Source organism: Oligosphaera ethanolica (assembly GCF_030814695.1).
Taxonomy (GTDB): domain Bacteria; phylum Verrucomicrobiota; class Lentisphaeria; order Oligosphaerales; family Oligosphaeraceae; genus Oligosphaera; species Oligosphaera ethanolica.
The window spans coordinates 2,808,305-2,830,246 of the sequence record NZ_JAUSVL010000001.1; the positions used below are offsets into that span (position 1 = coordinate 2,808,305).

The following is a 21,942-nucleotide window of genomic DNA, read 5'->3' on the forward strand; positions in this document are numbered from 1 at the left end:
GCCGCAGGCCCTTCCCCTCCCCCACGCCCCCTCTCTATCCCATCTCAGGCGGCGTGTCTTGGGGCGCCGCTGTCGCGTCGCCGCCAAGACACGCCGCCGGGTGGGGAGAATTTTTTGCCTCACGCGAAGGCGCGAAGAAGAGGACGGAAGGATGTTTTTTGGCTCTTCAGGAAACTTAGTGGGTAGATTTTTCGACGTTTTGTGCTCAGAACCAAGACAACGCCTTGTCACATGGGGGGAAAAAAGCCAGCTAATCGTACGCATAAAATAGTGTAACTTGTTGATATTCAACGATCAATTAATGTTCAAATTATGATGCCCGCCCAGCTTTCCATGTCAATTTGTATGGAAGGCAGTCGGAGCAATCTTCCGCTTCGGTGTTTCTTGTTATTGCAAGAATGCCTTCACTTTTGTTGCACCCGATCATTTTTGTGTTTCATTACCTCATGGCCACGCAATGCCCAGTCAATCACCTGACCTCGTCATTCACATTGAGCCATGGGAGTCCGCCATGAACTTGGAGTCGTTTTATCAACGCGTGATTAATCCGCCATCGCCCTGGACTGTCTCCAAGGTCGAAATTTCCGACGACAGTACCCGTGTTGACGTCTGGCTGATCCATCAGGAGCATTATCGCTTTTCGTGTCATGCCTGTCACACCCCATCACCTACTTACGACCATGCTCCGGAAAGAACCTGGCAACATCTGGACACCTGCGAGTGCAAGACCTACCTTCATGCCCGTATTCCCCGAGTTCAATGCCCCAAGCATGGGATCGTCAACAGCGACTTTCCTCTGGCTGATTCACAGATCTCAATTACATACAAGATGGAAAGCAAGTGCATCAAGACCATCCAGGCCTCCAATTTGACCGATGCGTCCGAACTAACGAGGGTGTCTTGGGACATGTTGGAAAGTATCCGCGATCGGGCCGTCAAGCGAGGGCTTGAGCGACGTGGCGATACGACGCCGGTCATCATGGGACTTGACGAGAAGCAGGTGTTTTCCAGACATCGCTATTTCACCATTATCACTGACATTGGCAATGGGAGCGTGTTTGACGTGGTGGACAAGCGGCGCATTGATGACATCAGCCCCTGGTTTGAAAAACGCAAGGAAAGTTTGAAAAACGTCCAGATCGCGGCCATGGACATGAGTGCGGGGTATGAGCGTATTGCGTCAAACTTCATGCCCAATGCCGAACTGTGTTTTGATCATTTCCATGTGATGCAGGTCGTCCAAAAGGCAGTGGACAGCACACGAAAGCAAGAACAGGCCACGATGAGCGATGAGGACAAGAAAAGCATGTTCGGAGCGCGCCATGATTTTCTGTATGGCAGGGAGAATCTTCCTGACAAAAACAAGGCCAGGTTCGAAAAAGTTAGACAGATTGCCAAGAAAACGGCGCGGGCATGGGCAATCAAGGAAAACCTTCGCGACATGTGGACAACTTGCCCCGACAAAGAAGAGACGCCGAAGTATTTCAAACACTGGTACTGGTGGGCGACGCATTCACAAATTCCGGACATGGCAAAAGCCGCCCATACGCTGAAAAACCACTTCTATGGCATAGTGGCTGCAATCGAACATGGGGTCAGCAATGCCCTGACCGAGGGGCTGAACAGCAAAATTGAGGCTGTCAAGAGAAGTGCATGTGGTTTCAAAAACAAAGAATCTTTACGCAATGCAATTCTGTTTCATTGCGGGAAACTTAACCTGCTGCCAGAGGCCGCCAACTAGCACTTGCACTCAAATTTGCAACCCACGGAATTGCCTGAAGCACCTGTTTTTTGTGGGGGAGGGGAAGGGCCGCAGGCCCTTCCCCTCCCCCACGCCCCCTCTCTATCCCATCTCTGGCGGCGTGTCTTGGGGCGCCGCTGTCGCGTCGCCGCCAAGACACGCCGCCGGGTGGGGAGAATTTTTTGCCTCACGCGAAGGCGCGAAGAAGAGGACGGAAGGATGTTTTTTGTGGGGGAGGGGAAGGGCCGCAGGCCCTTCCCCTCCCCCACGCCCCCTCTCTATCCCATCTCAGGCGGCGTGTCTTGGGGCGCCGCTGTCGCGTCGCCGCCAAGCCACGTCGCCGGGTGGGGAGAATTTTTTGCCTCACGCGAAGGCGCGAAGAAGAGGAAGGAAGGATGTTTTTTGTGGGGGAGGGGAAGGGCCGCAGGCCCTTCCCCTCCCCCACGCCCCCTCTCTATCCCATCTCAGGCGGCGTGTCTTGGGGCGCCGCTGTCGCGTCGCCGCCAAGCCACGTCGCCGGGTGGGGAGAATTTTTTGCCTCACGCGAAGGCGCGAAGGCGCAAAGAATGCACGGTCGGGGCTGCGCCCCGTGTTTGGGTAAGGCAGGCAGGTTTTATAGATGATCGGTCCGATCGGTCTGATCGGTCCGATCGGTCCGCGAACAAGACAGATGATCGGTCGGATCAGGGGAGAAAAAGCCGGTGGCTATCTGGTCACGAGGGCGTATTTTTCTCGGCTGAGGGCGGCATTGACGTAGCGGGTTTTGTTGCGGGTGCCGGAGCCGAAGTCGATGGCGTGTTTTGGGCAGCGGTGGACGCAGGCGAGGCAGAGGGAGCATTGTGGTTTGACCCAGACGGGGTTTTTTCCCTGGAGGGCGATAGCCTTGTCGGGGCAGAAATTAACGCAGAGGCCACAGCCATTGCAGGAATCGGCGACGCGGAATTTTTTGGTATTGCGGGTTTTATCGTATCGCGGGTAGATGAATTTAGTGAGCAGTGCGGGCAGGGGCCCCTTGCAGCGGTTGTGGTCGCCGTTGGCGTGATGGACGATTTTTTGTTGGATGACAATGAGGCTGGCGGCGGCGCGGCTGAGGATTTGCTGTTGTTTTTCGATATTGGGGACGGAGAAGAACGGGATGTAATTTTCGGGCGTTTTTACCGCGAATTGGGCATTGAGGGTGATGCCTTTGGCGGCGAGGGCGTGTTTGAAGAGACGCCCGGCCTGGCCAGTGGCGCCGCCGCAGGTGAGCACGAGATAGACGTATGCGTTGTAGGGCATAGCGATCTCAATTCGATGGATGAATTTGGCAACGATGTAGGGAATACCGAAGAAATAGACGGGGAAGACGAAACCGATGTTTTGTTCGTGTTTGGCGTCGAAGGTGTAATGTGAGTCGCGGTAGGACTTGGCGATGGAGACGATCGTTTCGTTTTCCGAACGGAGCTTTTCGACAGCGAAGAAGGAATTGCCGGTCGCGGTGAAGTAAAAGATCATGGTTGCCTCCTCGTGCTGGTGTGGGGGGGGACCTATGGGCTATGGCGGTGAGGGCATATACAGATCTTCGGTTATTTCGCTGGCGGTGGGAAAATTCTGGACGCCGTTCGGGACTGAGGCAACGCCGTTGTTGACACGCAGGACTGTAACACGTATTGCGGGATATTGCGAGAAAGAGCTGCGGACTTCGCCTATCCGCAGATTTCTTTTTTTATCCGCAGATGTCGCAGATGAGCACAGATTTCTGAAGGTGTGCGACATCGCAAACAAAAAAAGATGAGGTTCCATTGCCTCTTTGGCCCCAGTCAGCTGCGCCGACTGGGGCCAAAGAGGCCGAGGAACACGAGCTCAACAGGCACTGTACCCAGGGTGGCGCTCCGCCTTCGGCGTCGCTTGCCCTGGGCTACGATGACAGCGCCCCTCCAGGGCGCTTGCCGCTTCGCGGCCGGGGATACCGGTGGCGCGCTTGCCCTGGGCTACGATGACAGCGCCCCTCCAGGGCGCTTGCCGCTTCGCGGCCGAGGATACCGGTGGCGCGCTTGCCCTGGGCTACGATGACAGCGCCCCTCCAGGGCGCTTGCCGCTTCGCGGCCGGGGATACCGGTGGCGCGCTTGCCCTGGGCTACGATGACAGCGCCCCTCCAGGGCGCTTGCCGCTTCGCGGCCGGGGATACTGGTGGCGCGCTTGCCCTGGGCTACGATGACAGCGCCCCTCCAGGGCGCTTGCCGCTTCGCGGCCGGGGAACACGAGCTCAATAGGCGCAGTACCCAGGGCGGCGCTCCGCCTTCGGCGTCGCTTGCCCTGGGCTACGATGACAGCAGTGGGTAAGGTAGAGGTTATGAGCCTCTACCTCCCCGTTGTAGCGATGGGGTCATTTCCCCATATTTACCAGCGTGCCGGTCTGGCACTGGGCTACCCCTACTCAGGTTGCCACGTTTCGTGGGGCAACTCGTCGTGTTTTACCATACTCATCTTTGTACGTGCAGAACTGTTCCAGTGTCAAGAGCCCAAGTTTCTGGCTGAAGTACCTCACGCTGATCCGGCGGTTGTCGTCGTAGTTCTTTCTCTTCTTCTTCATGGCCCGTAGTCGCATGCGGATCCACGAGTCGAGTTTTTGGAAGAGCCACCGGCAGGTTGCGAAGGGTTGCGCGAAGTAGTTTGCCGTGCCCCGTATGACTTGGTTGAGCGCATTGATCACGGTCTCGTCAAAGTTTCGCGAGCGTGTGGTTATTTCCCTGACCTTGTCTTGAAATTTGTTCCTTGACTTGTCGCGCATCAGGCGCGATCGTACGGACAGACGGAAACCGAGGAATTCGTATCCTTTGCCGTATGTCGTCAGCCTCGTCTTCTCCTCGCTCAGCTCTAGTCCGAGCTGGATCAGGCATTGCCTGACGACCTCAAGGGCTCCTTGCGTCTCGGCCTTAGTTTTCCCGAGCACGACGAAGTCATCGGCGTACCTGACATGCAGGTATCCGGCTTCGGCTAGTGCCCAGTCCATGTAATCGAGGACGACGTTTGCCAGTAGCGGGGAGATGACCCCGCCTTGTGGCGTGCCGATGGTTGTCGGCTTGAACACGCCGTCCTCCATGACTCCGGCCTTGAGGAACTTCTCCACAATGCCAAGAACGTTTCCATCAGCTACGCGCTGGCACACGGCGGCCATGATCACCTTGTGCGGCAGATTGTCGAAGAAGCCCTTGATGTCGGCGTCCAGCACGTGCCGGTAGCCTTGTTTGTGCAGCTCCAAAATCCGCTCGATGGCACTGTGACAGCCGCGCCCTTTTCGGAAGCCGTGGGACGCGTCGTGAAAAAGCGGTTCGAAGATGGGTTCAAGAAGCCTTCGCAGGACTTCCTGTGCCACCCGGTCACGCACGATTGGGATGCCCAGGGGGCGGGTTTTTGTGCTTCCCGGTTTTGGGATGTTGACGCGGCGCAGCGGCTTGGTCTGAAACGTCCCGCCCTTGAGGTCGCGCATGAGCGCGTCCAGATTGGGGCTGAGGTTTGCTTCAAACATCTCCACGCTGACCTTGTCCACCCCTGCTGCTCCACGATTGCTTTTGACGGCCTTGAAAGCCTGCCTCATCAACTCGGGGGTTATGCGGCCGGTCAATGAGTGTGCTTTGATGATTTTTGGCATGGTTAGCCTTTCACGTCGATGTTGTCACGCAGTCGCCTCCGGCATGTTTTGGGACCGTCTCCTAGCGGTTGCGTTTCGTCAGCAAGAACCTGACTGGGCCTTTTGTGGCCCATTGCGCCTGTGCTAGCTTGTCTCGTGGTCTGCCTTCGGTTTCCACGTCGCTTTTCGGTTTTGTCTTTCATCGGGTGTTGCGTGTCCCCGACTACTCCGACTCTGCTGCCGTCTCCAAACCGGGGGCCGTTAGGCACGTTCCCCTGACCAATGCTTCAACCCGACCTTTCGCGTAGCGCTTATAGTGCTGGGTTTACCGCTCCTCTGCGGACACTGTGAGACTTTCACCGGTCATGTCTCGAAACCATTTTCCCTTGATGATAGCCCGTTGCATCCGGCAGGTTCTTCCGTGATAACCGCTGTGTCTACGGGAGAGAGACTCGGGGGAGTCCCAGTGCTTCGCTTAAGGGCGGTAGCTCGCACACGCAACCAGACCTAAATGCCATCCTCAAGAGTACCGTTGCCTGGCTCCTTCGTTACGACCCCTTCTTCGGGACGTCCCCGTGGGTGTCGCCCTAGCTGCGTACCTCATCACCTCGTTTGTGAGTTCGAGCAACGGTTTCTGTACGATCGCGGAATCGCACAGGTAGGTTTTGGCTGTTATTGCTGACCTCCTTCCTTTTGGCCTTACCGTTTTCAAAATGCTAGACTTAGTTTCGGACACTGCGGCTCACGCGCCCCTCCAGGGCGCTTGCCGCTTCGCGGCCGGGGATACCGGTGGCGCGCTTGCCCTGGGCTGGTATGTTTCGCGCTTTCAGCGCTTCTGCCGCTTCGCGGCGGAAATGCACGACGAGAAAAGGCTGCTTGGTTGAAACAACAAGTGCCATGGATACCGTTCAATGAAGAGCATCGGTTTCATAGGAGTGATTGATATTGGATGCAGGACATGCCCCTTTCCGGCGCGGCAGGAGCAGACGTGCCTGGTAAATGTGGCGCCCTCCAGGCGCAATTCAAGGTTTTTGTCATACCCCGGGTTGCGGCGCCCTTCAGGCGCCTCACCCGGAGTTATGAATGGTGCGGCCCTGCGGGCCGAACTTGGCCGATCAGTCTGATCCAGCTGCCTGGTCGGACGGATACGTCCGCGAAAACCAGCTGCAAAGCGTTGTTCCGTTGGCGTGAATGGCAATGTGAAAAGTGTCCAAAAGTGGCATTTTCCTAGCCCCGGCATAGTGGCATTGGAACAAGAGGAAGAAACGGCTTTTTCTCCTCAGAAAGCCGAGAAGAAGAGAGGCCAGGGTGGGGTCAGAATTAATGTCGCTAGTGGTACCTTGCAACTTGGCGTTGACAGTTGGCGTCTCAGCGCCGCTTATTTTTCGGCCGACTTTAGATAAACAGCGTGTTATTGCTGTTTTTGGCCATATCGACGAAGCTAGCGACGCCGGCGACTTCATCGATGTCGATGAGTTCATCGCGGGTGATGCCCATGACGCCCATGGCCATTTCGCAGGCGATGAATTTGACGCCGAGTTCGCGTGCTTGTTTGATCAATTCGGGTAGGGTGGTGACATTTTGTTGGGCCATGACCTGCTTCATCATGACGGTGCCCATGCCGCCCATGTTCATCTTGGACAGGGTGAGTTTGTTGGCGCCTTTGGGGAGCATCCAGCCGAACATTTGTGACATGAAGGACTTCTTAACGGCCGGTGGCTGTTCTTTGCGTAGGACGCTGAGGCCCCAGAAGGTGAAGAAGATGCCGGTTTTGGCACCGGCGGCGGCCATGCCGCAGGCGATGATGAGGGCGGCCATGGCTTTATCGAGGTCGTTGCTGAACAGGACGATGGCGGCGGAGTGGCCGGCGCTGGCGCCGAGGGGCACGGCATTGCTGGCTGGCGCGGCGGTGCTGCAGGCTGGCGCGGTGGTGGCTGGTGGGGTGGCGCCGGCTTTGCGGACGACGGCTTCGAGGTGCTGCGGGGTTTCGTTGAGCGAGACGAGTTCATTGCCGGTGGATTTGAGCCAGCTTTGGAGGTCAGGGGTGAAAGACAGCGGCGCTAGTAGCGAGACGCTGTCGCCGGGGTTGATCTCGTTCATTTTGGTTTTGAGTTTGACCACGGGGCCGGGGCAGGCCAGGGCGCGGACATCGAGAACGGCGACGGGTTCGGCGGCGGGGGCCGGTGCTGTTGCGGTGGCAGTGGGTGCTGCTTGGGGACTTGCGGGGGGGGCTGTTTTGGTTTTGCGTTCGGCAGGCATGAATGGCTCTGGGTTGAAGTGTTTCCAGGTGAGGTAGGCGCCGGAGAGATTGCGGACGGTGAAGCCGTTTTGGCGCATGATGCGTTCGGCGAGGTAGCCGCGCAGGCCGGACTGGCAGCTGGTGATGTAGGGCTTGTTTTTGTCTAGCTCGCCGAGGCGTTCGCGCAGGGAAGCGAGGGGGATGTTGATGGAGTTGGGGATGGCGCCGAGCTCGTGTTCGGCGCTTTCGCGGACATCGATGATGGTCGTGTCGGCGGGGAGATCATCGACGTGGGCGAGCTGGCTGTCGCCATTGAGGACGTTTTCGGCGATCATGCCGGCGAAATTCACGGGATCTTTGGCGGAGTTGAAAGGCGGTGCGTAGGAGAGTTCGATGGCGGCGAGTTCGGGCGCGGTCATGCCGTTCATCATGGCGGTGGCGATGACGTCGATGCGTTTATCAACGCCGTTGTTGCCGACGATTTGGGCGCCGAAGATTTTGCCATCGGGGGCGAAGAGCAGTTTCATGCTCAGTGGGCTGCCGCCGGGGTAGTATGATGCGCTGGAGGACGGATGGAGGTAGATTTTTTGGTAATCGAGCTTGAGTTGCTTGAGACGTCGTTCGGTGATGCCGATGCTGGCGGCGGCGAGGGAGCCGAGTTTGAGGATGGACGCGCCATAGCTGCCGAGGTAGCGGCTTGGTCGCCCGACGATATTATCGGCGACGATACGGGCCTGCTTATTGGCGGGTCCGGCGAGGGGCACGGCGGTTTTGCCGCCGGTGATGGGGTCCATGACCTCAACGGCGTCGCCGGCGGCGTAGATATCCGGGTCGGAAGTTTGCAGCTGGTCATTGACAACGATGTGGCCGCGGGGGCCGAGCTCAAGGCCGGCGGCTTTGGCCAGTTCGGAATTGGGTTTGACGCCGATGCTCATGATAACGAGGTCGGCGGGGAGTTTTTCATCGCCATCGAGGACCACGGCGAGGCTGTCGCTCTGTTTGTCGATGGCGTTGACCTTTTTGCCGAGTTTGAGGGTGATGCCATGGCGCGAGAGTTCTTGGGCCAGCGGCGTGCTCATTTCCTTGTCGATGGTGGGCAGCACTTGGTCGAGGAGTTCAACGACCGTGACGTCCATGTCGCGTTCGAGGAGGTTTTCGGCGGTTTCGAGGCCGATGAAGCCGGCGCCGACGACAACGGCGCGTTTGGCGCCGGCTTTGATATGCAGATCAATGGCGTCCATGTCTGGGATTGACCACAGGCGCATGACGCGCGGGTCGTCAATGCCGGGGATGGGCGCCATGATGGGCGAGGAGCCGGTGGCAATGACGAGCTTGTCGTAGGACTCGTCGTACTGATCATTGACATTGTGGCGGATAGTGACCTTGTGGCCTTTGGGGTCAATGGCGATGACTTCGCTTTCGGTGCGGACGGTGACATTGAAGCGGGCGGCGAATTTGTCCTTGGTGCTCACGAGTAGTGACTCTCGTTCGGGGATGACGCCCCCGAGGTGGTATGGCAGACCGCAGTTAGCGTAGGAGATAAATTCGCCGCGTTCGATTAGGATAATTTCGGCTTTTTCGTCGAGGCGACGAAGGCGTGCAGCGGTACCGGCACCGGCGGCGACGCCGCCAACAATAATGACTTTCATGAGATTCACTCCGTTTAGGAATTGTTACTTGCTCGCAAGAGGAATGTAGTTCAGACGGGTCAAAGCGATGACAAGTTCCCGGATGAAGTCGATGTTGTCAGCGGGGACGATGAGGATGGCGGCGAGGTCGGTGTCGGTTTTGCCGTTGAGTTTGAGGGTAATGGCGTTGGTTTGGGGTAGATCAAGGATATCGATATCGTGGAACGGGTATGATCCGGCGATGGGGAAGTCCCATTTGAAGCGTGAGAGCTCGCGGCCGAATTCGGCCTTATAGAAATCGGGTCCGGGGTTGATGATGCGTGCGGTGCGGGCGTTTTTGATGGTTTTGTCGCCGTCGATGATGAGGAGATGTTGTCGCGGGTCGCCCTGGTATTGGCGTGGCGGGCGGTGGAGATTGAAGAGGGCGTATTTGCCGGCGGGTATTGTTGGGAAGGGGAAAGTGCAGCGGCCGTCGGGGCCGTTGAGGTTGACGACGGACATGGGGGCGTTGCCGGGCTGTTGGCAGATGGCGCCGCCGGTGAGTTGGGCGTTGTCGGCGCTGGTCATGCGGGCGCCGGGGCAAGCGATGATCATGGCGCTTTTGTCGCCGCGCTGGCTGTCGTGGAGGACGACTTGGCCGATGCGGGGTGTGGCGTCGCGGGTAGCGACGGTGATGACGCCGTCGTGCCAGGCGGCGCGGAGCCCGTCGCTGGCGCTGGCGCGGGCGTTGGGGGAGGCGCCCGTGACATTGATGCGCGCGGGCTGATCGGGGGTGACGAGGAAGACTTGTTTTTCCATGCCGCGGATGGCGCCGAAGGACGCGCCGCCGGCGAAGACGACGGGCGTGGCGTCCTGGCGGTACTGCATGGTGATGGCGGCGCGGGTGCCGGCGTCGGCTTTGAGGCGGAGGCTGTTGGCGCCTTTTTTGAGGGCGCCGGGGAGGAAGCGCGGGTTAAGTTGCGAGGTGGTTTTGGCGGCGAAGTGCTTGACGGCGCTGATGGGTGTATTGAAGCGCACGATGTATTCGTCGCGGGCGCGGATTTCGTAGTCGAGCTGCCAGCGGTTTGGGGCGATGGGCGCGATGGTCAGCCATGTTTTGCCGCGGTCGCGGGAGAGGTCGAGGGACAGATCGCGGTCGCAGACGACGGCGAATTCGCCGCGGAGGATGGTGTAGGCGGATTTGACGGGGTAGGAGAAGCCGTCGTCGTTGCAGTCCGTGAAGGCGGGGTTGTCTGCCTGGGGGCGGCCGTTGAAGCTGTGGGTGGCGATGGCGACGTGTGGGAGGGGGCGGATGTCGACGCGCCACACGGGTGTTTTGGGATCGACGCCGGCGAGTTCGCTGATGTCGATCCAGTTGGGGTTGTCGGATTTGGAGCGGGAGAAATTTGCTTGGACGTTGTTGTAGAGGCCGTTATTATGCCAGACGATGCGGAAGTTTTCGCCGGGATTGAGGGTGTATGCCTTGCGCTCGGGCATGACGTTGACCCAGCTGCTGTCGACGCAGTCGCGGATGCCATTGCGGGCGAAATGGCCATTGCCGTCAGGCAGTGGGTATGGATCGCGCTCCATTTCGGCGAGGCTGGCGGGGGTGAGCATATTGCGGCTGGTGAAGAATTGTTGGGCGGAGAGATCGTAGAGGTTCATCTGGTTGTTGTAGAAGACCTGTTCGAAGGAATGGCCGTAGCCGGCGGTCATGGCGGCGGGGCAGCGGGCGACAGTGGCAAAGAGGATGCAGGCCAGCGAGTTCAGCGGGCCGCATTCAAAGGCGCAGTAGCTGTTGAGCATGGACAGCGAGCGGTACTCGACGCTGCGGGCGCTGCCGTCGATGCTGATTTCGGCCTGGTGGGACATGAAATAGTCGGCGGCATTGAGCAGCATCTGGAAGAGCTTGACGCAGCGGGCGTGGTCGTCAGGGAGCGTGTCCAGGCGGAGCGAGTCGGCCAGGTCGCCGTAGGAGCGGGTGTCGATGTCGTCGGCACCGAGGAGGATGGGGGCGACGAGTGGCTCGGCATCGAGGGGGCAGGCGATATCGACGAAATCCATGTAGGCGGGGGCATCGAGGGTAATGCGGGTGGACTCGCCGGGGGCGATGATGAATTCTTGGGTTTTGGTGATGCGGGCGGCGTTGAAGTCATCGGGCGTGGGCGGGTCGGGGTAGTTGCATTTATCGAAGACGACCTGTGGGTTGGCGTTATCGGCGACGGTTTCGGGTGTCCAGCGGACTTGGTATTGGGCGTCGGGGCTCTGGACATTGAGGACGGGTGTGGCGGGTGGCTGCTCGGTCCAGGGGGTGCCGCTGATGAAGCGGTCGCCGCTGCCGCGAGTGCCGTCAAAAGAGCGATTGAAAGCGAAGAAGGCGCAGGAGTGTTCGTCGGGGGCGAGTTGGCGATTTGGGGTGAAGTCGCCTTGGTAGCGGATGGTGGTTGAGAGGCGGAGGGCGTCGCAGGCGCCGGTGAGGATGGCGGTGTCGCTTTTGTGGATGGCGCTGCGGGCGGTGGCGCCGCTCATGCCGAGGCAGAAGTAGTTGGGGATGACGCGGTCAGCGCGTTCGGCGATGGAGCGTTCGGAGTCGTTGGTTTTGAGGCTGGCGTCGCCGAGTTCCTTGCGGACATAGCGGTATTTGCCGGCGGGGTGCAGGGTTGGCACGGTGAATGGCGTGTCGGGGGCGTTGATGACGGTTTTGCCATTGAGGAAGACCTTGACGCCGTGGTCGGGTCCCCAGCAGAAGGCAATGTGTGACCAGGAGTCGTGGGGGATAGCGACTTGGGCTTCGTGCTTGTGGCTTTGCCAGTTGGCGGGGTTTTTGATGATGAAGGCGAGCGTTTTTTTCTCGGGGTTGTAGGTGGCGGACCAGACGGGGCCCTTGAGGGACGGCCTGACTTCGTATTCGCTGGGGGTGTAGCCTTGGAGGAGCACGACGGTTTGGTTGCTGGTCCAGTCGGGTTTCAGCCAGCATTCGGCGGTACCGCCGGCGATGGGCCAGTGGAGGTCGCGTTGTTCGGTGAGAGTGCGGCCTTCGCCCCACTGCGCCTGCGGCGCGGTGATGAAAAAGAACGCCTGGCGATGGCCGAGGCGGAAAGCGGCGTCGCCGGGCTGGCCGCTGAGGCCGTCGGTGAAGAGCGCGTCGTTGAGCGTCGGGAAGGGCAGAGTGCGGGCGACGCGCAGGGCGAAATGGCTGAGGCGCAGGCGCGGGTGGCCGGCGCTGGCATCGGCGAGGGGTCGGCCATATTGATCGAAGCCGCTGTGGATGTAGCGGACTTCCATGACGACGCGGACGGCGCGGGCGCGGCTATCAAAACGGCCGCATTCGGTGATGCTGACGGGCTTGTCCGGCGGTAGGATCATGGATATCCAGCGTGGATCGACGACGCTTGACGGCAGGAGATCGCCGTGTTCGTTCAGCTGGCGGAGGTAAATGCGGACGAAGTTGTTCAGGCGGGCTTCGGAGCGCAGGTCGAGTTCGAGGACGGCGTCCTGCCCGGCGGCGTTTGCGGGGAGGGCGAATTCGCGGGTGAAGGTTGCCTTGGTGTCATCGTGAGCGAGGAGGGTGTCCGGTCCTTCTGCAAGGGGTGTAAAGGTCTCGGAGCTGTAATTGAGATGCCAAGGCGTGGCGTTGTTCAGGGGCGGGACGAGATTGTGTTCGGCGGGGATGGCCGTTGGCGCCTGTGGCGCCTGGTTGCCGAAGTAGAGCCAGAGACCGTCGCTGCCGGCGGGGACGGCGAAGCGCAGGGTTGTGGCGTTGTCGGTCTTGCGTGGCGCCTGGGCCATGACAGGGAGGACGCGGTGCTGGTCGCCTTGGGTGGCGACGACGGCGAGGCGGTCGGGGCTACCGGCGTCGGTGTTGGTGAGTCGCGCGAGTTTGGCCAGATCGACGGGGAGTTCGCAGAGCAGTTCGCGGTCGGCGCTTTGAGCGTGCCATTCGAGTTGGCAGCGCCGAGGCATGGACGGTAGGTGCCAGGGGGCACTGGCGGCTATACAGGCGACACTTGACAAGACACAGATAAGGCCGGCGATCTTCATGGTGGCTCCCTGTCCAATGCAGTTAAAATGTCAGCTGTTGCCGGTGGTGGCTGCCCGTCAGTACGGTGGGCGGTCCTCCACGTAAGCGAGTTTGATCTTGATGTCGATAGATATCAGCATGACGATGTTGACGATGGCGGCCAGGAGGGTGGCGACCGTGACGGCGGAGTGATAATCGACGACGGCCAGTGCCAACGAGGCGGCAATCAGCAGCACGGCGGTGTATTTGAGGATGAAGCGATAGAACTGCCAACGCCGGATGGCGCGCATACGTAGGGCCGGGTCGGCCAGCGTTTTCATGAATTTTACGTCGCGCTTGTGATTCATCCTTGTTACCCTTGTTTCCCTTCAGCTCCGGTTGACCGGCCTAATATATCATCTTTGTATAACGAACAAGGGGCGATGGTATTTTGTGTGGTGAGGGATATTTCTGCCATAGTCGCGGAATAACGACGCTGCGGGCGCGCGAGGGGATGCTGGGATACGGGCGCGCTATGATCGGCGTGGATGGCGAGGATGGTTTCATGAGACGTCGCGCCGGAGTGGGCGAGACGCCCACTCCACGACCTGGAAAAGGGCGCGCGAGGGGGGCCGATCAGTGATTGATAATGGCCGGTCTCAGGGGACGACTGGGACCACAGGGACTCCTGGGAGCGCCGCCGTCCCGGCGGCACTTATTGGCGACTGCGCGCTCTGGGGCGAGGACTCACAGACTCATGAGGCATGGTCCCATGGATTGGACCGCGGGGACTTTTTGGACCATGGGGAAGGACGCCATGGACACTTGGGACCGGTTGTGGACTGCTTGGACGCCGGGGACTGCATGGCGTCCATTATTAATATTAGGCCGGTTACTGCGTGGAGACGTGCGTGTGGCGCGCTGCGTTTGGTGGGGTATGTTTGTGCGCTTTGCGCGCCAAGTCGAGGTGTGATGGGCGTCGGCGGGGGTGGTGGAAAAACGCCTGTCGTAGCAGAAAGAACACGTCGTCTTAAGCAAAGCCTAACAATTGGGTCGTAGACTAATTGGCGATGCAACGAAGCAGGCGTTTCGATTGCAGGTTGGCAGATCAAAAAGAACCGTAGCAAGGAGAGAAAACAGATGATTATGAAGAAGCGTTGGTCTGGTGTTGGGCGTGGGCTTATTCGGCTGCGTGGTCGTAGTCGGTGCCTGGGGCTGTTGTTGGTGCTGGTGGTGTTCAGCGGCGGCGGTGTGTATGCGCAGGCAAACGACGAGATATTGCGGCGCATCGACGAGTTGCAGCAGCAGATCAAGTCCCAACAGGCGATGATTGACGAGTTGCGGAAGATGCAAGAAGCGCAGGCGCAGCAGCAACAACAGGTCAGCGAGAAGGCCCGGGAAGAGGTCCAGGCCGCTGTGAAGGAAGCGAAGGACGAGCTTGCCAAGAGCAACGCGCCACTGGTGGCGTTACGCAAGGGCATTGAGGGTCTGGATATCACTGGTGATCTGCGGCTGCGCTACGAGAATGTTACTCGCGATGTGGATAGTGGCGACGACGTGCGGGAGAAATCCCGTTTTCGGCATCGCGTTCGGCTGGGCGGGGTATGGAAGAATCCCAGTGAGGACTGGGAAATAGGCTTGGGCTTGGAAGCTGGCAGCAGCGACGGGACCAGCGCCAACCAGAGCTGGAACAAGAACAGCACCTGGGAATCCGGCAGCGTGTATCTGGATTATGCGTATGCCAAGCATCGTTTTGGCGACAGCGGCTTGAGCCTGACTCTTGGCCAGCATAAGAATCCTTGGAAGTGCAGTATGCTGACCTACGATAGCGACCTACGGCCCACGGGTGCGACGCTGGCATACGATCAGGACGCGTTGTTTGCCAGCATTGGCGCCTATAATCTCCGTGGCGACAGCAAGGTCACGGGCAGCGGCGACCAGTCTTTGGCCAATATGTACGGCGGGCAGATCGGCATGAAATTCAAGGGCGACAATCTGAAGGGCCTGCTGGCCATGGGTTTTCATTATTACGACGATGAAACCGGCGAGTATCAGCTGGCTGCCGAAGATTACAACTACCAGATTGGGTCGTTGTATGGCGAAATAGGCGGCAAAGCCGGCGCTGTCGACTTGAAGGCCGTGGGTGAATTCGCCATGAATTTCGACGCCGACAACGACTTCAGCCAGGGTGCCGCCAGGGGGCGGGCGTCGGCCGATCCTGCCAAGTACAAGGCCGAGGATAACGACATGGCGTGGCTGCTGGGCTTCCAGGCCAAATACGGCAAGGTCGTCGCGAAATACAGCTACGCGTACATTGAAGGCGACTCCGTGCCGTGGTTTATGTCAGACAGCGACTTCGGCGCCGGGGTGAAAACCGGTGGCTCGGTGAACGTGCAGGGGCATGTACTGGGCCTCAGCTACGATCTGAGCAAGAATCTCTCCCTGGGCGCGACGATGATGCTCACCGAGCTCATCGAACCCGCTGACGGCAATGACGACGACGGTACGCTCTACCAGCTCGACATTAGCTACAAGTTCTGAGCGGACGGGGGGGGGAGGATTTTTTTGCCTCACGCGAAGGCGCGAAGACGCGAAGAAGACAAGCCCGGGGCTGCGCCCCGGGCTTGGGTAAGCAGCCAGGTTTTCTCGGACGGATCGGATGACTGATCGGTCTGATTAATCAGGCGAAGAAGCCGCAGTAGGCGAAGAGTGCGCCGAGGGCGAGGCATAGCCAAGGCAAGATGCGGTTGATGATGGGGAGGCTCCAGAAGGCCAGGCGGGCGCGGAAGAAATCTGGGCAGGCGATAATGACGACGCCCTTGATGAGTGCTGCCCAGCCGACGACGGTGATTAGCACGGTCCAATCCGATGTCCAGGCGTTGTGGGCATGGATGATGACGATGCCGATGAGAGTGGCTAACATGCCGGAGAGGTAGAGCAGGGCCATGTTCGAGCTGAGGCCGCTCATGATATCGCTGAAGTAATTTTTGCGGATGAGAGCTCCGGGGGCGACGGCGAGGTAGATGACGGCGAGGGCGCGGGCGATAATGACGCTAGCTGATGCTTCGTTCATGCTGGGCCTCCTTGGGGCACGGGTGCGCATGCGGGTGTAGGTGAAACTGGCGCAACGGAACTAATTACAATTGAACGTGAGGCACGTGTTTGCGTGCTGGTGTAGGTGAAACTGGCGCAACGGAACTTATTACAAATGAACGTGAGGCACGTGTTTGCGTGCTGGTGCGAGTGCTGAGGCGTTTGTTGCGGGTGGCCAGGCACAGCGCGGTTGTGGTATCCGGGTGCTGGGTGCTGAGTGCTGGGTGCTGGGGCAACGTGGTGTTTTTGGGGCTATTAGGCTGAAAAAAGGCGATTCAAGGGGCTGGCGGGCCTGGATTAGCGTAATCAGCTTTTTTTGACGGCGATGGCGGTTTGGCTGGCGATAGTTTCGAGCCAGAATTGGACGGTGCTGTCGTCGGTGAAGCTTTGTCGATCGAAGCTTGCTTCCTGGCCGAGACGGTTGGCCTTGTTGACGCCGAGGGGGTGGTAGGGCTCGACATGGATTTCCTGGACGTGCTTGAGGGTGTTGGCGAGTTCGGCGATGCCGGCGAGGTGTTCGACATCGTCATTGAGGCCGGGGATGAGCGGGCAGCGCAGGATGGACTTGGCGCCGGCGTGGTCGATGGCGCGGAGGTTGTTGACGATGATGAGGTTATCTGCGCCGGTGAAGCGCCGGTGTTTGTCGCGATCGGTGGCTTTGATGTCGTAGAGGAAGATATCGACGATGGGGACGAGGTCGAGGAGTTGTTCGGTTGTGCCCATGCCGCAGGTTTCGAGGCAGTTATGGATGCCGGCGGCGTGGGCTTTGCTGAACAGTTCGTGGGTGAAAGCGTATTGTGCGAGCGGTTCGCCGCCGGAGAGGGTCATGCCGCCGCCGGAGTTGTCGTAGAAGATTTGGTCTTTGAGGACTTCGGCGAGGACATCGTCAGTGGACATATCTTTGCCGACGAGTTCGAGGGCGCCGGCGTAGCAGCGCTGGGTGCAGATGCCGCAGCGGGTGCAGTGTGTGCGGTCGAAGACGTGTTTGCCGTCGACCATGCGATGGCAATGTTGGGGGCAGCTTTTGCAGCACCAGCCGCAGCCGATGCATTTGTCGGGCGTGAAGAAGAGTTCCTGCTCGTGGCGATGGGATTCGGGGTTATGGCACCAGAGGCAGCGGAGGGGGCAGCCTTTGAGGAATACGGCGGTGCGGATGCCGGGGCCGTCGTGGATTGCGAATTTTTCGATGTCGAAGACTCTGCCGATGGTAGCCATGATGAGGGGGAGTTTCCTATGTTTGCGGAATATGCGGAATGTTGTTGGTTGCGCAGGTGTTTAGTGAATGTGGCGCCCTCCGGGCGCAGGTCTAGGTTGTTGTGCTACCCCGGGTTGCGTCGCCCTTCGGGCTCCTCACCCGGGGTTATGCATGGTGCGGCCCTCCGGGCCGAATTTGGGTGGATCGGACGGATCGTCTTTATCGTCTTTATCGCGGACGGATCGGACGGATCGGACGGATCGGACGGATCGTCTTTATCGTCTTTATCGCGGACGGATCGGACGGATCGGACGGATCGGACGGATCCGATTACTGATCGGTCTGATCGGTCTGATCGGTCTGATCTTCTGACTTTTATCGCGGACGGATCGGACGGATCCGATTACGGATCGGACGGTTCGGACGGATCTTCTGACTTTTATCGCGGACGGATCGGACGGATCGGACGGATCGGACGGATCGGACGGATCGTCTTTATCGTCTTTATCGTCTTTATCGCGGACGGATCGGACGGATCGGACGGATCGGACGGATCGGACGGATCGAGTCGACGATCGGTCCGATCGGTCTGATCGGTCCGATGGTTTGGTGTTTATTCTTCGAGTTTTTGGCAGACGACTTTGACCTTGCGTGAGCGTGGTCCATCGAATTCGCAGAGGCAGACACCCTGCCATGGTCCGAGTTCGAGGTTGCCGTTTTTGATAGGGATGCTGAGGGAAGAACCGACGAGGATGGTTTTGATGTGTGCGGCGCTGTTGCCGCCGGAGTGGAGGTAGTAGGGTTCTTTGGCTGGGATCATCTTGTCGAGTTTAGCGATGATGTCGTGTTTGACATCGGGGTCCATTTTTTCGGTGACGGTGATGGCGGCGGTGGTGTGGGTGCAGAAGAGGTGGCAGATGCCGTTGCTGAAGGACGCCGGGATGGCGGCGTTGATGCGGTTGCTGATGTCGATGATTTCGTTTGCGTCGTTGGTATCGATTTTTAGTTCCGCCATGGTGCAACTCCTTTCATTTACAGGTGAAGGGGCCATGATGCCGCGGTTGGTCGGGCGTGGCGAAGTGCGGAAAGGCGATTGCTACGCCGCTTGCCGACCATGGTACAAGATAGTCGCTGATGGCGGGATGACAAATGGTGGGTGGTAGCGGCGCTGTGGTCAGAGGGCGAGGACGTCGCGGAGGTTGGTGTCGACGCCGCATTGGCGGAGGAAGTCGAGGTGGAGAGCGAAGTCGCCGATTTCGTAGAGATTATGGGCGTCGCTGCCGAGGGTGAGTTTGACGCCGTTGGCGATGCAGAGGCGGAAGAAGTCGGCGGGCGGCTCGTTGGTATGGAAGTTGATTTCGGCGGCGGTGTTGGTTTGTTTGAGCATGGCGACGAGGGGTTTGAAGCATCCTGGAGGGATAGGCAGTTTGCCGCGGCGGAAGACGCGGAAGGGATGGGCGAGGCTGGTGAAACCGCAGCGGAGGAAAGTGTTGTGGATGGCGAGGAATTCGTCGCGCCGCTGGTCTTCGCTGACGGCGAGTTTGCGGTGGATGGATGGCAGCTGGTGCATGGCGCCGATGCGGAAGGCGGCCTTGTTCCAGTCGGTTTGGCTGAGGAGGGGCTGGCCGTCGCTGCGGGCGTCGATTTCGAGGCCGGTCCAGGCGGTGGGGATATTGGCGGCGGCCATGGCGGCGAAGAAGTCGTCAAGGCGGCGGTCGGCGGTGGTTGCGGGCAGATCGCGGTCTTGGGCGGCGTAGTAGTCTTTGCTGCTGTAGAGCAGGTGGCCGGAGTGTTCGGTGATGCGGAAGGAGGCGATACCGAAGGCGTCGGCGAAGGCGGCGATGCGTTCGGGGGCCATATTTTCGTTGCAGTAGGCGAAGCGGGTGTGCATGTGGGTATCGACGAGCTGGAGATCGGCGGGCATGCGCAGGCATTCGCTGTGGGTGCTGACGTTTTGGCCGTCGATATCGACGACAGTGATGGGGAAGGGCGTTTCGCAAAGGGCGGGCGCGACGAGATAGTTGACGTCGTTGTGGGCGAAGAGGGGGACGCCGTGGTGGTAATGGGCGCTAATGGCGAGGGTGACGCCCTTCGCGGCCATGCTTTGGCATAGATCGTCGGCATTGCTGTAGTGATATGGGCTGTTGCAGCTGCCGGGGGGGAACAGCGGCACATGCTGGAGGGCGACGATGGGGCCGGACCAGTCTTTGCGGGCGGCGGCGAGGAGATCGCAGCCGGCGGGGGCGCGCCAGGCGTTGTAGCCGGGGCGTTCTTCGTCGTGCTCGGCATTGATGACGAAGCGGACGCCGGCGATGTCAGTGATGGCGGCGGGTTTGGGGAAGACCTGGTAGAAGGCGTCGGCGCTGCCGTCGTGATTGCCGGGGATGGCGATGGTAGGGGCGTCGATGAGTTTGGTGTGGGTGAAGAGTGCGGCGAGGTCGGCGGGGCCGTTGTTGGCGTCGCCGTCGTTGATGAGATCGCCGAGGAGGATGACGGCGTCGGGTTTGATGAGGCGCTTGATGCGGAAAGCGGCGCGGCGCATGATGATGTCCGCGATGCCGCAGTGGCGTTTGCCGCAGGTGATGGCGTTGGTGGAGCTGAAATGGCTGTCGGCGATGATGGCGATGCGCATAGTGGGTGGCCGTTTATTTGGCAATAGCCTTATTGAACCAGACATCGGCTGGTGGCTTGGGTAGTGGGCGGTTGTTGTTCATGGCGTCCTTGAGCTCGGCGTCGGCGTCTTCGTCGTACCACCAGTAGGCAGTGCTTTCGTCGCTGTATTTGCCGAGGACGGTGGGTGGGGTGCCGAATTTGTTCCAGTAGAGGAGGCGGGTGTAATTGATATTCCAGAGTAGTGCGTAGGGGTGTTGGTTGAAGACGATAGCGTCGAGCTGGCGGCAGAGCTCGTGGCGTTCTTGGACATTGAAGATGTTTTTTTGTTTGTCGATGATGGCGTCGACGTCGTTGTTTTTGAAGCCGGTGATATTGCTGCCAGCGGGTCGGTCGGCTTCTTTGCTGGCCCACATGCCTTCGGGGTTTTTGAAGAGACCGGCGCCCCAGGCGGCCCAGGTCATATCGAAGCTGAAGGCGTCCATGTCCTTGGCCCAGGCGGACCAGTCTTTATTTTGGACGGTCATTTTGATGCCGACGTCCTTAAGGGCGGCGTCGAAGACGGCGAGGAATTTATTGGAGACTTCGTCGCGGTTGAGGAACGTGAACTGGAGTGGCTGGGCGTTTTTTTCGAGGATGCCGGTGGCGGGGTTGGCGGCCCAGCCGGCTTCGGCGAGGAGTGCGCGGGCGGCCTGTTTGTCGTAGGGGACGAGTTGGTTGGGGCAGGGGTGTTGGTCGTCGTAGAGGTCTTCCCAGTATGAGCGGTGGAGGAAGTACTGGTTGTACATCATGGTCTGGTTCATGGTTTCGCGATCGAGGAGCAGGGCCATGGCCTTGCGGACGCGGACGTCATCAAAGGGCGGCCGGCGCATATTCATGGCGAAGCCCTGGAAGCCGACGGGGCGGGAATTGTGGATGGCCTGTTTGACGATCCAGTTGTTGCGGATGGCGCTGATCTTGGTTTCGATCTGGTGCCACTGGCTGGCGGTGTAGACGGCGAAGACGTCGATCTCGCCCTTGACGAAGGCCTCGAAGGCGTTGTTGCGGTCTTCGAAGAAACGGTATTTGATTTCCTGGAAGTTGTGGATGCCCTGGTGCGCGGGCCATTGTCGGCGCCACCAGTCGTGGCGGCGTTCGAGGACGAGGTGGAAGCCCTCGCGGATTTCTTTGACGCGGTAGGGGCCGGAGACCACGGGGAAGTCGAAATTGAGCTGATTGAAGTCCTTGCCGGCGAAGACGTGCTTGGGCAGGATGCTGAAGCCGCCGGCGGCACCGAGGTTCTGCCAGTGGACCTCCTTGGCGCGGAAGCGGACGGCGGTGCCGTTGTCGACGATTTCGGGCGCGTGGAGTCTTTCCAGGCTGAGCTTATGTGGTCCGGTGAGGTTTTTGGGATCAAGGACGGTTTGGTAGGTCCAGACGACGTCTTCGGCGGTGATTGGCTTGCCGTCGCTCCAGCGGGCATTTTCATCGATCCAGAACGTGAAAGTGAGCTTGTCGTCGGAGATGGACCATTTTTTGGCGATAGCGCGGTCGTATTCGAGGGTATCGGCGTCCATGCCGACGAGTGACTCGAAGAGCGCGTCGAAGACTTTGGCGCTCATCATGTTGTTGTCGAGGTAGTAGTTAAGGCTTTTGGGTGATGGTCCGAGGTACTCGGTGATGCTGCCGCCGGGTACGGCGTAGGGGCTAGCGACGGGGTCTGGTCGCTGCGTGCTGCTGTTGACGGGGAAGAACTGGTCAGCGCAGAGGGCGGCGGTCAGGGCGGCGAAGAACGCCAGGGTGAAATGTCGCATAGAAGGACCTCTGGGAGTCGGTTGCTGTTACTCGGGGCGGGATGGCGGCGTGG

At 59.6% G+C, this 21,942-nt stretch carries 12 protein-coding genes; 2 read left to right on the forward strand and 10 right to left on the reverse strand.

Annotation, left to right across the window (positions count from 1 at the left end):
* Window positions 1–457: 457 nt before the first annotated feature.
* Window positions 458–1,741, forward strand: coding sequence for an ISL3 family transposase (locus tag J3R75_RS09715; protein ID WP_307259144.1), 1,284 nt, complete (start codon window positions 458–460; stop codon window positions 1,739–1,741).
* A gap of 705 nt (window positions 1,742–2,446) precedes the next feature.
* On the opposite strand, the gene J3R75_RS09720 is transcribed toward J3R75_RS09715, so the two are convergent.
* From J3R75_RS09720 to J3R75_RS09740, 5 genes are all read right to left on the reverse strand, one after another.
* Window positions 2,447–3,235 (reverse strand): EFR1 family ferrodoxin, encoded by a 789-nt coding sequence (locus tag J3R75_RS09720; RefSeq protein WP_307261334.1) that lies wholly within the window; start codon window positions 3,233–3,235, stop codon window positions 2,447–2,449.
* Between the two features lie 923 nt (window positions 3,236–4,158).
* Window positions 4,159–5,373: a group II intron reverse transcriptase/maturase gene (gene ltrA, locus J3R75_RS09725; RefSeq protein ID WP_307260302.1), complete on the reverse strand. Its 1,215-nt coding sequence runs from the start codon at window positions 5,371–5,373 to the stop codon at window positions 4,159–4,161.
* A gap of 1,374 nt (window positions 5,374–6,747) precedes the next feature.
* Window positions 6,748–9,240, reverse strand: coding sequence for an FAD-dependent oxidoreductase (locus J3R75_RS09730; protein ID WP_307261335.1), 2,493 nt, complete (start codon window positions 9,238–9,240; stop codon window positions 6,748–6,750).
* Between the two features lie 24 nt (window positions 9,241–9,264).
* Window positions 9,265–13,239, reverse strand: coding sequence for a LamG-like jellyroll fold domain-containing protein (locus tag J3R75_RS09735; protein ID WP_307261336.1), 3,975 nt, complete (start codon window positions 13,237–13,239; stop codon window positions 9,265–9,267).
* A gap of 57 nt (window positions 13,240–13,296) precedes the next feature.
* The gene (locus J3R75_RS09740; RefSeq protein ID WP_307261337.1) at window positions 13,297–13,566 is read right to left on the reverse strand and encodes a hypothetical protein; all 270 of its coding nucleotides are present in this window, start codon (window positions 13,564–13,566) and stop codon (window positions 13,297–13,299) included.
* Between the two features lie 772 nt (window positions 13,567–14,338).
* On the opposite strand from J3R75_RS09740, the gene J3R75_RS09745 reads away from it, so the two are divergent.
* Window positions 14,339–15,739: a putative porin gene (locus J3R75_RS09745; protein WP_307261338.1), complete on the forward strand. Its 1,401-nt coding sequence runs from the start codon at window positions 14,339–14,341 to the stop codon at window positions 15,737–15,739.
* A gap of 139 nt (window positions 15,740–15,878) precedes the next feature.
* Here J3R75_RS09745 and J3R75_RS09750 read toward each other — a convergent pair whose 3' ends face one another.
* The 5 genes from J3R75_RS09750 to J3R75_RS09770 form a co-directional block, all read right to left on the reverse strand.
* Window positions 15,879–16,271, reverse strand: a complete 393-nt coding sequence (locus J3R75_RS09750; protein WP_307261339.1) for a hypothetical protein — start codon at window positions 16,269–16,271, stop codon at window positions 15,879–15,881.
* Between the two features lie 326 nt (window positions 16,272–16,597).
* Window positions 16,598–17,506, reverse strand: coding sequence for a glycyl-radical enzyme activating protein (locus J3R75_RS09755; protein ID WP_307261340.1), 909 nt, complete (start codon window positions 17,504–17,506; stop codon window positions 16,598–16,600).
* A 593-nt stretch (window positions 17,507–18,099) separates the two neighbouring features.
* Window positions 18,100–18,501 (reverse strand): secondary thiamine-phosphate synthase enzyme YjbQ, encoded by a 402-nt coding sequence (locus J3R75_RS09760; RefSeq protein WP_307261341.1) that lies wholly within the window; start codon window positions 18,499–18,501, stop codon window positions 18,100–18,102.
* Between the two features lie 159 nt (window positions 18,502–18,660).
* Window positions 18,661–20,118 carry a metallophosphoesterase gene (locus tag J3R75_RS09765; protein WP_307261342.1) on the reverse strand — a complete coding sequence of 486 codons (1,458 nt, stop codon included), beginning with the start codon at window positions 20,116–20,118 and terminating at the stop codon, window positions 18,661–18,663.
* Between the two features lie 13 nt (window positions 20,119–20,131).
* Window positions 20,132–21,889, reverse strand: coding sequence for an extracellular solute-binding protein (locus tag J3R75_RS09770; RefSeq protein ID WP_307261343.1), 1,758 nt, complete (start codon window positions 21,887–21,889; stop codon window positions 20,132–20,134).
* Window positions 21,890–21,942 lie beyond the last annotated feature (53 nt).

Excerpts from the sequence above, each read along its gene's own strand:
- J3R75_RS09755 (WP_307261340.1), bottom strand. The coding sequence starts at position 17,506 with ATGGCTACCATCGGCAGAGTCTTCGACATCGAAAAATTCGCAATCCAC.
- J3R75_RS09760 (WP_307261341.1), bottom strand. The coding sequence starts at position 18,501 with ATGGCGGAACTAAAAATCGATACCAACGACGCAAACGAAATCATCGAC.
- J3R75_RS09735 (WP_307261336.1), bottom strand. The coding sequence starts at position 13,239 with ATGAAGATCGCCGGCCTTATCTGTGTCTTGTCAAGTGTCGCCTGTATA.
- J3R75_RS09750 (WP_307261339.1), bottom strand. The coding sequence starts at position 16,271 with ATGAACGAAGCATCAGCTAGCGTCATTATCGCCCGCGCCCTCGCCGTC.
- J3R75_RS09745 (WP_307261338.1), top strand. The coding sequence starts at position 14,339 with ATGATTATGAAGAAGCGTTGGTCTGGTGTTGGGCGTGGGCTTATTCGG.
- J3R75_RS09730 (WP_307261335.1), bottom strand. The coding sequence starts at position 9,240 with ATGAAAGTCATTATTGTTGGCGGCGTCGCCGCCGGTGCCGGTACCGCT.
- J3R75_RS09720 (WP_307261334.1), bottom strand. The coding sequence starts at position 3,235 with ATGATCTTTTACTTCACCGCGACCGGCAATTCCTTCTTCGCTGTCGAA.
- J3R75_RS09715 (WP_307259144.1), top strand. The coding sequence starts at position 458 with ATGCCCAGTCAATCACCTGACCTCGTCATTCACATTGAGCCATGGGAG.
- J3R75_RS09770 (WP_307261343.1), bottom strand. The coding sequence starts at position 21,889 with ATGCGACATTTCACCCTGGCGTTCTTCGCCGCCCTGACCGCCGCCCTC.
- J3R75_RS09740 (WP_307261337.1), bottom strand. The coding sequence starts at position 13,566 with ATGAATCACAAGCGCGACGTAAAATTCATGAAAACGCTGGCCGACCCG.
- J3R75_RS09765 (WP_307261342.1), bottom strand. The coding sequence starts at position 20,118 with ATGCGCATCGCCATCATCGCCGACAGCCATTTCAGCTCCACCAACGCC.
- ltrA (WP_307260302.1), bottom strand. The coding sequence starts at position 5,373 with ATGCCAAAAATCATCAAAGCACACTCATTGACCGGCCGCATAACCCCC.